11 protein-coding genes are annotated in these 12986 nt (G+C 67.9%); 1 reads left to right on the top strand and 10 read right to left on the bottom strand.

The genetic code is table 11. The annotated features are described in order from the left end of the window. Nucleotides 1-122: 122 nt before the first annotated feature. Nucleotides 123-446 carry an H-NS histone family protein gene (locus UU7_RS15805; RefSeq protein ID WP_007810053.1) on the top strand — a complete coding sequence of 108 codons (324 nt, stop codon included), beginning with the start codon at nt 123-125 and terminating at the stop codon, nt 444-446. Nucleotides 447-727: 281 nt separating this feature from the next. Here the strand turns inward: UU7_RS15805 and UU7_RS15810 are convergent, their stop codons facing one another. The 10 genes from UU7_RS15810 to UU7_RS15855 all read right to left on the bottom strand — a co-directional run bounded on the left by UU7_RS15810 (nt 728) and on the right by UU7_RS15855 (nt 12911). Continuing rightward, nucleotides 728-2011, bottom strand: a complete 1284-nt coding sequence (locus UU7_RS15810; protein ID WP_007810055.1) for a threonine/serine exporter family protein — start codon at nt 2009-2011, stop codon at nt 728-730. Beyond that, on the bottom strand, nt 2008-2454 hold the full coding sequence (locus UU7_RS15815) for an NfeD family protein (RefSeq protein WP_007810057.1): 447 nt from the start codon (nt 2452-2454) through the stop codon (nt 2008-2010). The genes UU7_RS15810 and UU7_RS15815 overlap by 4 nt, the downstream gene beginning before the upstream one ends. 10 nt (nt 2455-2464) lie before the next feature. Further along, nucleotides 2465-3415 carry an SPFH domain-containing protein gene (locus tag UU7_RS15820; protein WP_007810059.1) on the bottom strand — a complete coding sequence of 317 codons (951 nt, stop codon included), beginning with the start codon at nt 3413-3415 and terminating at the stop codon, nt 2465-2467. A gap of 100 nt (nt 3416-3515) precedes the next feature. After that, complete coding sequence (locus tag UU7_RS15825) at nt 3516-6620, bottom strand: efflux RND transporter permease subunit (protein ID WP_007810061.1); 3105 nt, start codon at nt 6618-6620, stop codon at nt 3516-3518. Continuing rightward, a complete protein-coding gene (locus tag UU7_RS15830; RefSeq protein ID WP_007810063.1) occupies nt 6620-7717 on the bottom strand; it encodes an efflux RND transporter periplasmic adaptor subunit in 1098 nt (365 codons plus the stop codon). Before UU7_RS15830 ends, UU7_RS15825 begins: the two co-directional genes overlap by 1 nt. Then, on the bottom strand, nt 7714-8865 hold the full coding sequence (locus UU7_RS15835) for a TolC family protein (RefSeq protein ID WP_007810065.1): 1152 nt from the start codon (nt 8863-8865) through the stop codon (nt 7714-7716). Before UU7_RS15835 ends, UU7_RS15830 begins: the two co-directional genes overlap by 4 nt. 206 nt (nt 8866-9071) lie before the next feature. Continuing rightward, nucleotides 9072-9458: a hypothetical protein gene (locus UU7_RS15840; RefSeq protein WP_040673596.1), complete on the bottom strand. Its 387-nt coding sequence runs from the start codon at nt 9456-9458 to the stop codon at nt 9072-9074. Nucleotides 9459-9682: 224 nt separating this feature from the next. Further along, nucleotides 9683-11068: a sensor histidine kinase gene (locus tag UU7_RS15845; RefSeq protein WP_007810067.1), complete on the bottom strand. Its 1386-nt coding sequence runs from the start codon at nt 11066-11068 to the stop codon at nt 9683-9685. A gap of 31 nt (nt 11069-11099) precedes the next feature. Continuing rightward, on the bottom strand, nt 11100-11429 hold the full coding sequence (locus tag UU7_RS15850) for a hypothetical protein (RefSeq protein WP_007810068.1): 330 nt from the start codon (nt 11427-11429) through the stop codon (nt 11100-11102). Between the two features lie 135 nt (nt 11430-11564). Further along, on the bottom strand, nt 11565-12911 hold the full coding sequence (locus UU7_RS15855) for a sigma-54-dependent transcriptional regulator (RefSeq protein ID WP_007810069.1): 1347 nt from the start codon (nt 12909-12911) through the stop codon (nt 11565-11567). Between the last annotated feature and the right edge of the window lie 75 nt (nt 12912-12986).

Here is a 12986-nt window from a genome sequence, read left to right on the forward strand (position 1 = left end):
AAGGATTCGGCGAATAAGCGAGAATAAGAATTGCAACAATTTCAAGTCACGCCGACGCATTCCCCATAATGCGTTCGGCACATAACCAGATCATTATTCACAAGCTCAACCGGGAGTCACTCATGGCCGTCGATATCAAGAACCTCAATCACAACCAGCTGAATGACCTCATTTCCAAGGCGCAGGTCCGCCAGAACGAGCTGCGCAAGGAAAAGGTGGTCAAGCTGCGCGAGAAAGTGCACGCGATGATCAAGGCCGAGGGTTATTCCTTCGAAGACATTTTCGGCAGCCCGCGCGGCAAGGCCAAGCGCAGCACCGGCACGGTCGCCCCGAAGTATCGCAACCCGGCCAATCCGGCGCAGACCTGGTCCGGCCGTGGCAAGCGTCCGCACTGGTTCAACGACGCGCTGAAGGCCGGCAAGAAGGAAAAGGATCTGGCGATCTGATCGCCGGTTTCAGCGGTAATCGAAACGCCGGCCTTGGGCCGGCGTTTTTTTGTGCTGAACAATGCGGTGTCGATTCACCACGCGGGGCATATCCGCGGTCCCTCCCCCTGCAACGCGGGGGAGGTCAGGAGGGGGCGTTCTTGATCTTGCTTGAGCCAGCAAGAGCTACCCCACCTCAATCCTCCCCTGCTCGCAGGGGAGGAGGCGATCGTGCCGTGCGGGTTTGTCTTCGGGGTGGGTCGCAGGCATTTCGATGTTTGCGACTTCGATCGACTTTTGATTTATAGGGAGCGTCTTGGCGAGATCAGCAGGTCGCCGAACATCAGTCCCGCCACCAGCGATACCAGCAGGGTGATCAGCAGCAGGCCGGTGTCGAGGCTCAGCGTGGTATCGCGCTCCATCAGGAACGACACGCTGCGGAAGCCCACGCTGCCGGGTACCAGCAGCAGGATGCCGGGCTCGCGGATGACCGCGCCCGGCCGCTGCGCGTAACGGGCGTAGACGTTGGCCATCGCGCCCAGCAGCAGGCCGCCCAGGAACACACCCACCGGCGCGCCGGACAGCGAGCTTGAGATCTGGCCGCCCCAGCGCGTGGCCAGGTAGCCGACCACCACCGCCACGATCACCACCGGCCAGTCGCGTTTGGCCGCCCGGAACAGGATCGCGAAGGCGATCGCCGCCACCAGCAGGGCCGGGTAATCGGTCCACGTCGGCAGCGCCGGCAAGGCGAAGTCGCGCGCCTTGATGCCGAACGCGGCGCACAACTGGGTCGCCGCGATGGTGCCGAAGGTGAGCTTGAGCAGGGTCGACATCGCGCCCCCCATGCGCGCCATGCCGGAGACCAGGTGCTGGCTGGAGATCTCGCGCACCGCGGTGGTCAGCGACATGCCCGGCACCAGGATGATCAGGCTGGCCAGCACCACCGACTTGATCGCCAGCGGCACCACGAAGGCGCTCACCACGATCGCCACCGTGGTCGCCACCAGGGCGCAGATGGCGTCGCTGGCCACCGCCAGTTGCGGCCGGCTGCCGGCCAGCAGGGTGATGCATCCGATGATCACGCCGATCACCGCCGCCACCACCAGATCGACCCAGGAACTGTGCAGGAACAGCGCCGCGATGCTGGCCGCCGACAGGCCGTAACTGACGATCGAGCCGATCTTCTCGCGCCGCGTGTCCGGCCGGCCCAGCTCGCGCATCAGGCGAAATCCCTCGCGCAGGTCCAGCTCGCCGGCGATCGCCCGATCGGCGATGTCGTCGGCCTGGCACAGCCGTTCCAGGTTCACCTCGCCCGGCGCCAGCCGCATCACCTGGGTGGTCTGGGCCACGCCTTCCTCGCCGCCCTGGGCCAGGTCGGAGAAGGAAATGATGATGGCGGTGGGACTGGACCAGACGTCGGCCGACAGCCCCAGGCGCTGGGCCACCCCGGCCACCGCCATCTCCAGCCGCGGCGCGGTGGTGCCGTACTGGTGCAGGCGCCGCGCCAGTTCCAGCGCGAACGCGATGCGCGTGGTGATGGCCGTGGTGGCGAACTGCTGCTGGCTGATGACGTCGCCCGCGCTCATGCCGTCGCGCGTACCTGCAAGGTGGTGCCGTCGACCGCCACCACTTCCACCACCGTGCCCGCAGGCAGGTCGGGGCCGCTGACCAGCCACTGGCCGTCACCGACCCGGGCCTTGCCGCGGCCGTTGACGATCGGCTCGATCAGCGGGTAACGCTGGCCGATCAGTTGCTCCGCGCGCCGGTTGAGACGCTCGCCGCCGGACACGCGACGCTCCAGCCGCGGCCGCAGCCAGCGCGCATAACCGACGCAGAAGGCGAACGCCAGCAGCCCGAACACGATCGCCTGGGCCAGCACTCCCAGCGTCGGGTCGGCCCACAGCACCACGCCCATCGCGGCGGCGGCCAGACCGATCCACAGCAGGAAGTAGCCCGGCAACAGCAGCTCGCCCCCGATCAGCAGCAGCGCGAGGATCCACCACAGGTAATGCGTCGACAGTTCCCACATGGTCTTGCCCTCAGCGCAGCGGCGGCTGGACGACGGTGGGCTTCTGCTGCTGGCCCAGCGACTCCTTCGCCAGCTCGGCGATGCCGGCCAGCGAGCCCAGGATGCCGGTGGCCTCGATCGGCAGCAGCAGCATCTTCTGGTTCGGCGACTTGGCCATTTCCTTCAGCGCCTCGACGTAGTTGTTGGCGACGAAATAATTCAGCGCATTGACGTTGCCGTTGGCGATCGACTCGGACACCATCGAGGTGGCCTTCGCCTCGGCCTCGGCGGAACGCTCGCGCGCCTCGGCGGCACGGAAAGCCGCCTCCTTCTCGCCCTCGGCGGCCAGGATCACCGACTGCTTCTCGCCCTCGGCCTTGAGGATCGCCGCCTGGCGGAAACCCTCGGCGTCGAGGATGTTGGCGCGTTTCTCGCGCTCGGCCTTCATCTGCCGCGCCATCGCGTCGACCAGGTCGCGCGGCGGCGAGATGTCCTTGATCTCGATGCGGTTGACCTTGACGCCCCACGGATGAGTCGCCTCGTCGACCACGCCCAGCAGCTTGGCGTTGATCGCATCGCGCTGGCTCAGCGACTCATCCAGATCCATCGAGCCCAGCACGGTGCGGATGTTGGTCATGATCAGCGCCAGCGCGGCGCCCTCCAGGTTGGCCACTTCATACGCGGCCTTGGACGCGTCCAGCACCTGGTAGAACACCACGCCGTCGACGCGCACCACCGCGTTGTCCTTGGTGATGACGTCCTGGCTGGGCACGTCCAGCACCTGTTCCATCATGTTGATCTTGCGCCCGACCGCCTGGTAGATCGGAATCAGGAAGTGCAGCCCGGGACTCAGCGTGCGGGTGTATTTGCCGAACGTTTCCACCGTCCACTCGAAGCCCTGCGGCACGATGCGCACCAGCTTGGCCACGCCGATGATGACGACCGCCACGATGACCAGCGCAAGCAGCTGTCCGATTCCCATTGCCCACCCCTTGTCCCCGAAGAAGGCCTGAGTATAGGCGAGCGGACCACTCCGCAAGCATCAACCGGTTCGCACCAGCCACGCCGCAGCTGCGGCGCGATCAGCGCTTCCTTTCATCGGCCGGCCCCTCCATCCAGTCGTACAGCACCGGCAGCAGCACCAGGGTCAGCAGGGTCGAGGTGATCAGGCCGCCCACCACCACCGTCGCCAGCGGACGCTGCGTCTCCGCACCGACACCGCCGGAGAGCAGCATCGGCACCAGACCGAGAATGGCCACGCTTGCCGTCATCAGCACCGGACGCAGCCGCAGGGCGGTACCGCGCAGCACCGCTTCGCGCACGGGCAGGCCCCGCTCGCGCTGCTCGTTCAGGAAGCTCACCAGCACGATGCCGTTGAGCATCGCCACGCCGAACACCGCGATGAAACCGATCGCCGATGGCACCGACAGGTACTGCCCGGTGAGCGCCAGCCCCACCAGGCCGCCGATGGTGGCGAACGGCACGTTGGCCAGGATCAGCACGGCGTACTTCACCGAATTGAACGCGGTATGGAGCAACACGAAGATGAAGAAGATCGTGGCCGGCACGATCAGTGACAGGCGCTTCAACGCCCGCTGCTGGTTCTCGAACGCGCCACCCCATTCCGTGTAGTAACCGGTCGGCAACTTGACCTTCCCGGCGATGGCGGCACCGGCCTCCCTGACGAAGCCGTCGATGTCGCGGCCCTGCACGTCCATCTGGATCACCGCGTAGCGCTGCAGCTGCTCGCGGCGGATGAACGAATAGCCTTCGGCTTCGCTGACCTCGGCCACCTGCGACAACTGCACCAGCGCGCCGCTGGCCGTGCGGATCGGGATGCGCCTGATCGCGGGCAGCGAGTCCCTGTCGGCCCGGTCCAGCCGCACCGCGATATCGAAGCGCTTCACGCCGTCGAGCAACGTCGTGACCGGCTCGCCGCCGATCCCGTTCTTCACCACGGCCAGGACGTCGTCGGCGTTCAGGCCGTAGCGCGCCAGCGCCGCGCGGTCCACCTGGATGCGGATCTGCGGCTTGCCGATATTGGCTTCCAGCGCCAGGTCGGCCACGCCGGGCACGCCAGCCAGCACGTCCTTGATCCTGCCGCTCAAGCGATCCAGCTCGCCCAGGTCCTCGCCGTAGATCTTCAGGGCCAGCGTGGCGCGCACGCCGGAAATCAGCTCTTCGATGCGCATCTGGATCGGCTGGGTGTAACTCACCACCGCGGTGGGCAGCGCGGCCGACAGTTCCTGCCGCATCGCCACCTCGATGGTCTCCAGCGTCTGTCCCTTGCGCCATTGCGAGCTTGGCTTCAGCGGGGTGTACACCTCCATGTAGTTCACGTCGGCGGTCTCGCCCTTTTCGGCCCGACCGATCATCGCCAGCGTGGTTTCCACTTCGGGAAACTTCTGTTTGACCAGTGCCGCGACCTGCCTGGAGATATCGATGGATTCGTCCAGCGAGGCCGACGGGATCGAGGTGATGCGCCACATGACGGCGCCTTCCTTCAGGTTGGGCATGAATTCCCTGCCGAGGAACGGGAACAGCGCGAGGCTGCCGGCCAGCACCGCCATGGCGATGACCAGCACGCGCCTGCGCCGCGCAAGCGACCACGCCAGCAGCGTCGCGTAATGCCGCTTGATGAAGGCGACCAGCCGCGTGTCCCTGTCTTCGCCGGGCTTGAGCACCAGCGCGGCCAGCACCGGGATCAGCGTCAGGGCGAGGATCAGCGAGCCGGCCATCGCGAAGCTGATGTTGAGGGCCATCGGCTTGAACATCTTGCCTTCCAGCCCCTGCAGGCTGAACAGCGGCAGGAACACCACGATGATGATGCCGATGGCGAAGGCGATGGGATTGGCCACCTCGCGCGCGGCCGCCAGCACCGCCGCGGTGCGATCCACCGGCAAGCCCTGCGCCTTGCGCTCGGCCATGATGCGGTAGGCGTTCTCCACCATCACCACCGCACCGTCCACCATCATGCCGATGCCGATCGCCAGGCCGGCCAGCGACATCAGGTTGGCCGACAGGCCCGCCTGGTCCATGCAGACAAAGGCGATCAGCATGGCCAGCGGCAAGGCGACCACCACCACCAGGGCGCTGCGCAGCTCGCCGAGGAACAGGAACAACACGAGGGCGACCAGGATCGAACCTTCCACCAGTGCGCGCACGGCCGTCTGGACGGCTGCGTTGACCAACTCGGTGCGCTCGTAAACCGGCTTGACCACCGTGCCTGGCGGCAAGGCCCGCTTGACCGTTTCCAACCTGGCCTTCACCGCATCCACCACGGTCTTGGCGTTCTCGCCGATGCGCGCCAGCGCCTGGCCCATCACCACTTCCCTGCCGTCGCGGGTGACCGCGCCCGTGCGCGGCGCGCCGGCTTCGGCGATGCTCGCCACGTCGCGCACGTAGACCGGGGTGCCGTCTTCGGTCTTGAGCACGATGTCGCCGATGTCCTTCGCGTCCCGCACCAGCCCCAGGCCGCGCACCAGGTACTGCTCGCGACCCACGTCGACGAAGTTGCCACCGACCTGGGCATTGTTCGCCTGCAGCGCCGCGATCACGTCCTTGAAGCCCAGCTGGTGCGCGATCAGCTTCATCGGATCGATGCGCACCTGGTACTGGGTCTCCTGCCCGCCCCAGGAAGTGACATCGTCCACGCCCGGCGCGGTGCGCAGGATGAGGCGGATGGTCCAGTCCTGCAGGGTGCGCAGGTCCATGTCGCTGGGCGCCCGCCTGAGCTTTTCATCGGCGCGCTCGACGGTGTACCAGAACACCTGGCCCAGGCCCGAGGTGTTCGGCCCCATCTCGGGCTTGCCGTAACCGGCCGGCAGGCGGTCACCCACCTGCTGCAGGCGCTCATTGACCAGCTGCCGGGCGAAGTAGATGTCCATGCTGTCGTCGAAATACACCGACACGTAGGACAGCCCGAACAGGCTCACCGAGCGGATTTCCTGCACCTTGGGCAAGCCGGCCAGCGCCGATTCCACCGGCGTGGTCAGCAGTTGCTCGACGTCCTCGGCGGCGAGGCCCGAAGCCTCGGTGTACACGTTCACCTGCACCGGCGTGACGTCGGGGAACGCGTCGATCGGCAGCTGGCGCACGGCCTGTACGCCGAGGAAGCCGATCACCGCGAAGGCGATCAGCACCAGCACCTTGTAACGCAGGGAGAGTTCGACCAGTCGTTCCAGCATCACTCTTCCCCCAGTTGCGAACGCAGCAGACGCGCCTTGAGTGCGAAAGCGCCCTCGCGCACGTACGGCGTGCCGGGCTCGAGCCCTGCGCTCACCACCGTCCAGCCATTGCGGGTATCGCCGGTGACGACCGGTACAGCCTCGAAGTGGTCGCGGCTCCTGGCGACGAACACGGTGGGCTGGTTCTGCAGCAACACGATCGCGTCGGATGGCACCGCCAGCGCCTGCGTGCCGGCGCCCACGGCGATGCGGGCATCGACCAGCTCGCCCGGGTGCAGCAGATCCCCGCGGTTTTTCAGTTCGATGCGCACCGGCACCGTGCGGGTCCGCTCGTCGGTCTGGTGCGAGCGCTGCAGCACGCGGCCAGCCAGGGCCGTGTCGTGCGCGAGCACGCGCACCGCATCGTCCGGCCGAACTCTCTCCGCCTCCGCGGGCGGGAGCTGCGCCTCCACCCACACCGAATCCTCCTGCACCAGCGTGAACAGGGTGCGCCCCGCCGCCACCCGCTCGCCGACCAGGAACTGGTCGGTGCTGACGCGCCCGGCAGTGGGCGCGAGCAGGTCGTAGCTGCCGTCGGCCCTGATCGAGCCGGCGCGCAACAGCGCGCCGATCTGCCGGTCGGACAAGCCGTAGGCGCGCAGCTTGGCACGAGCCTGGTCGCGGGCCACCCTGGCCTCGTTGTAGCGCCGCGCCGAGACCGCTTGCGGACCCAGCGCGGCAATTCGCTGCCAATCCTGCTCGGCGACGATCAGCGCGCCCTGCGTCTCGGCCACGGCCACGCTGGAGAGTTCCACCAGCGGCTGGCCGGCTTTCACCACGTCACCGAGCCTCGCCTTGCGGGTCAGCACCTGTGACTCCACCCGAGGCGCCACCAGCACGGTGGAATAGGCGTCGGCCTTCACTTCACCGGGCGCCTTGAGTTCGTCGCTCAACGTGCGGGGGACGGCCTTGTCGATCACGATACCGGCCTCCCTGATCGCCGCCGCATTCAACGCCAGCGGATCGGCCGCTGTCGGCTCCCGTGCCAACACGGGCGCATGCAGTGCGGCAAGCAAGGCGAAGCCGAGCAGGGCTCGGCCCAGGGGAAACGTCTTCATGGAGAAATCTCCTGGCCGCGGCCATCGACCCAATCGGTCAGCCGGCCCGCGGCGGTGAGGTAGTCGAACCAGGCCTGCCAGGCCCGGCTTTCCAGTTCGAGGCCGGACAGCGCGGTGTCCAGGCTTTGCTTGAGCTGCATGAGGTAGTCGGAGGTCCCGATTTCGCCGGCACGCCAGAGTTTTTCCAGCAGTGCCGTGCGGTCCTCGAAGGCAGCGGCGCGGCCGGCGCGGAAGGCCACGGCTGCGTTGCGCATCGCTTCATGGCGCGTGCGTGCCTCGACCCGTGCGGCCTCCAAGCCCAGCCGGCGCGAACGCGCATTGGCTGCCACGGCCTCGGCTTGCGCCTGGGCGGCCGCCACCTCGGCGCGCCCCGTGTTGAGTACCGGCAACGGGATCGATATGCCGAGGCCGACCACCCGATCACTGACCGGGCCATTGCGCACCTGGCCGCCGGTCAGGCTGATGGTGGGGTCGGGGATGCGGGCGCGTCGGGCCATGCGCAGGCCAGCCTCGGCGCTGTCCTGTTCCGCGCGTGCCTGCACCAGCTCCGGCAGCTCCTCGCTGGCCCGGGCCGGGGGAGCCTCCGCCAACACCGGCGGCAAGCCGTCCGGCAACGGCGGCAGGCTGGCGACCCGACCGGCGCCGATCGCCTGCAGCCCGGCGCGCGCCGCGGCTTCGTCCGCCACCAGCACGGCTTGTTGCAGCTGTGCCTCGCCCAGCGCCAGACCGGCCAGGTCACGCTCCGGACTGCTGATGTCGCCCACCTTCAGTCGCTGCGCCGCGAGTTCGTCGAAGCGTCGCATCAGCGCCAGCCGACGCTGGCCCAGGACGCTCCGGCGTTCGGCCAGCGCGGCGACCGACCAGGCCTTCAGCCAGCGAGCCGTCATGTCGCGGCGGACCAGGGTGTAACGGGCTTCGCTGACGCGCAGCTCGGCACTGCCCTGGCCGGCCCGGGCGCGTCGCTTGCCGGACAGGTCCAGCGTCAGGCTGAGCCCGGCGGTGCGCCGGTTGACGTCGGCGTGTTCGGCATCCAGCACCAGCTCGGGGTTGTACAGCGGCTGCGCCGCGGCATCGGCGCGTGCGCTCGCCGCATCCCGTTGCGCCCTGGCGGCCCGTATTTCCGGGTTGGTATCCCAGAGCCGCTGCACCGCGGCTTGCAGGGATGGAGGAGCCCTGCCTGCAGATGGTGATGCGGGCGTGGGCATCGGCCCCGGCACGGCGCCCAGTGCGGTGGCAAACAGCATGCATGCGGCGCCCGCGGGCACCGATAGAAAAGCGGACATGAAACGATCTCCTGAAACGGTCGCAGAGCGATGCGCCGCCATGGCGGCCACATCGTGGGGTCATGCGCGTTTCAGGCGATTGGAGGGCGTATCAGGGAACCGGCAAGGGCCGGCATGTGTTGCGGGGAGATCGCCGGCGCGACGAACCGGGCATCCATGGTGCCGGTGGGCAACCATGCGGTCATCGGCAGGGTCACCGCGTGCGCACACGTGCAATGACAGCCACCGGCTTCGCCAAGCACGCAATGGCTCGCATCGTCATGGGCCGATGCCTCGGCCATCGTCGCCACCAGCGCCGGCACCTCGGCAGCTGCGGTGGAAGCAGATCGCAGCTCGGGACCATCGGCCAGACAGATGGTGCCGGTCGCCAGCTTGATCAGCATGACCGCCAAGGCCAGCGTCCACAGGCCGCGATGGCGGCGCAGACGGGCAAGCAGCGGTGACGAAGCACAGGACATGGCGCGATGGTAGCGAGCCAACGCGCTGTTAGACAATTTCAGAAGCGGCTCGACCGCAATGACCCCGAGCAGGTGACGGAAGGCAGTCAAAGGGAAAGCCGCGCTTTTCCCGGAGGCCGGGCTGCGCCCGCAACCGGCAATGCCCGGGGACGCCCGGCGTCCTCGCCCGCCGTCCGGCCGGCCGCGACATCGTCTCCGGCGGTGCCTTCAACAGGGGCCTTGCGTCATTTCGACACGAGCTGCGGCAGGCGCAGGCTCACCCGCAGGCCACCGCCCTCGCGGTTGGCCAGCAGCACGCGGCCACCGTGCGCCTCCGCGATCTCGCGGGCCAGCGCCAGGCCCAGGCCGGTGCCGGAACGCTTGGTCGAGTAGAACGGCAGCAGTGCCTGGGCCAGCACCGTCTCGCTCATGCCGGGACCGCGATCGGCCACCTCGATGCGCAGCTCGTTGCCGACTTCCAGCAGGGACAGCGTGACTTCGTCTTCCGGGCCGCCGGACTCGTGCGCGTTCTTGATCAGGTTGATCAGCACCTGCTCGATCTGCACCGCGTCGAAATGCCCGGATTGCTCGGGCACGGCGGTGGCCAAGCGGTACTGGCAATGCAGTGCCAGGCCGTCCAGGAAAGGCTGCCACACCACGCTCACCGGTTGCGGCGTGGGCAGCTTGGCGAAGCTGGCATAGCCGGCGATGAAACGATGCAGGTGCAGCGCGCGTTCGCCGATGGTGGCGAACACGCCGGGCAGCCGATCGAGCTGGCCGCGCCGGGCCAGTTCCGCCCCGGAGTGCGACAGCGAGGTGATCGGCGCCAGCGAATTGTTGAGCTCGTGGCTGATCACCCGGATCACCCGTTTCCACGTCGCCACTTCCTGCCGCGACAATTCGCGCGTCATGCGCCGAAACAGGTGCAGCCGATGCGGGCGCCCCTGCAGACGAAACGCACGCTGCGACAGGTGGAAGATTTCCTCGCTGCCTTCCATCTCCACGCTGAGCAGGGCGTCCTCGCCGGTCTCCACGGCCTTGCGCAGGGCCTCCGGGGCATCCACCAGCAACGCGGCGAAATCCAGTCCGTGCAGGCTGCGGCCATCGTTGAAAAGATGTCGCGACGCGATGTTGGCGTAGGCGACCCGACCGGACGAATCGGTCAGCACCAGGGCCACCGGGGTGTTCTGCACCACCGTGTCCAGCAGCAATTCGCGCTGCACCAGGTGCTGGCGCTGCTCGCGCAGCGTCTGTCCCAACGCGTTGTGCATGCGGATCAGCTCACCGAGTTCGTCGCGCCGATCGATCGCGATGGAGAAGCTGAAGTCGCCGTCGCGATAACTGGCCACCGCGCCTTCCAGCGCGCGCAGCAGGCGGCTGACCGGCGCCATCACCCGACCGGCCAGCCAGAACGCCAGTGGCAACAGCACGATCGCGCTGGCCAGCAGGCCGCCATAGATGCCCAGCTGCATCGGCGCGCGGATGGACAAGGCCAGGTCCTTGCGCATCCACACCAGCAGTTGTGGCAGCGGCCACTGGGTCACGCCCGCGTAGATCGCGGCGCCGGCGAAGGCGGCTACCGCCAGCAGCAGGGTCAGCCGACCGCGCAGCGAATTCAGGCGACGCCACATCGGCCGTTCTCCTCGCGGGGAAAGCGCCCGATCAATGGCACCTGGCGTCGCGGGGAGTCATCGCGCAGTCCAGCGGCGGGCGTCCGCCCAGCCAGGCGCGCTCGGTGCCGAGCACCGCGTCGCGATCCATCGGCCGCGGCGGCGCCTTGTTCCACGCCTCGCCATCGTGACCGTCGCTGAAGCGGAACGGGCTGCTGTTGCCGTCGCCCGGCACCGCCAGCGAGCCGGCTCGATAGTCCGGCGAACTGCTGCTGGGCGCAGGCAGCAGGCTGAGGTCGGTGCGCAGCGTGGGTGGCGTCTGCGCCATCGCCGCCCCGCCGATCAGCGCGGCCGACAAGAATGTGATCAGGCGATATCGCATGACGTTCCCCCAACTGGATACCGATCGCCATCTTTCTACGCCTTCTGGTCAAGAGCAAGCATGCCGATCACGGAACAACGCTCGGAGTCGGTGAAGAAAACCACTTCCCGTGGTTTTCTTCCATCGCGCGTCCGCTCAGGCCGTGGTCGCCAGGCCGTAGCGCTCCATGCGCCGATACAGCGCCTGGCGCGACAGGCCCAGGTTCTGCGCGGCGCGACTGACCACGCCGCCGGCCTTGTGCAGGGCCGCCTCCACCGTCTCGCGGCTGGGCTCGTCGAGATTGCGCGCGGCCGCGGCGGTCACGTGCTGCGGCAGGTTGAGTAGTTCCGGCGTGATCAGGTTGCCACCGGCCAGCAGGGCGGCGCGCTCGATCGCGTTCTTCAGTTCGCGCACGTTGCCCGGCCACGGATAGCCCAGCAAGGCGTCACGCGCCGCTTCGCCCAGTTCGGCGCGGCCGTCCAGGAAGAATTCGGCCAGCGGCAGGATGTCGTCGTTGCGCTCGGCCAGCGGCGGCAGGTTCACCTCGATCACGTTGAGCCGGTAGTACAGATCCTCGCGGAAGGTGCCGGCCTGGATCATCGCCTTGAGATCGGCATTGGTCGCCGACAGCACGCGCACCTTCGCCTGCCGCGTCCTGCCCGAGCCGAGCCGCTCGAACTGGCCGGTCTCCAGCACGCGCAGCAGTTTCATCTGGCCCGGCAGCGGCAGGTTGCCGATCTCGTCGAGGAACAGGGTGCCGCCATCGGCCAGTTCGAAACGCCCTTCGCGCGCCTTGTTGGCGCCGGTGTACGCGCCGGCCTCGGCGCCGAACAGCTCGGCCTCGATCAGCTCGCCCGGCAACGCGCCGCAATTCACCGCCACGAACGGCCCGCGCTTCACCGCCGAGTTCGCGTGCATGATCGCCGCGATGCGCTCCTTGCCGGTGCCGTTCGGACCGGTGATCAGCACCGACACGTCCGAGCGCGCCACCTGGCAGGCCAGGTCCAGCGTGCGGGCCATCGCCTCGGAGGCGAACACCAGGCTGTCCAGGTCGTATTTCTTCTGCAGCATCTCGCGTCGCTGGCGCCGCTCGCGGCGGCCCCGGTTCACCTCGCGGGTGGACTCGGACAGTTCCAGCAGGTTCTCTACCGTGGCCAGCAGCTTGTTGTCGTCCCACGGCTTGGCCAGGTAATCGGCGGCGCCGGCCTTGACCAGTTCCACCGCGGTTTCCAGGTGCGTCCACGCGGTCAGCAGGATCACCGGCAAGTCGGAATGCTGCTCGCGAATCGCACGGAACAGCTCCACGCCCTCCTCGCCCGAGGTGGTGTCGGCGGTGAAGTTCATGTCCTGGATCACCACGTCGACCGCTTCGCGCTGCAGCAGCGCCAGCCCCTCGTCCGGGGTCAGCGCCACCAGCGCGCGGATCTCGTGCAACGACAACGCCAGCGACAGCGCCTCGCCCACGGCCGGGTTGTCGTCGATGATCAGTACGGTACGTGTCATCTTTTTTCTGCACATGCGGACATGGATGCCGCTCCAGCGATAAAGGTTGCCATGACCATGGTCATGCGTACACCC

The sequence above is a fragment of the Rhodanobacter spathiphylli B39 genome, assembly GCF_000264295.1.
GTDB lineage: Bacteria > Pseudomonadota > Gammaproteobacteria > Xanthomonadales > Rhodanobacteraceae > Rhodanobacter > Rhodanobacter spathiphylli.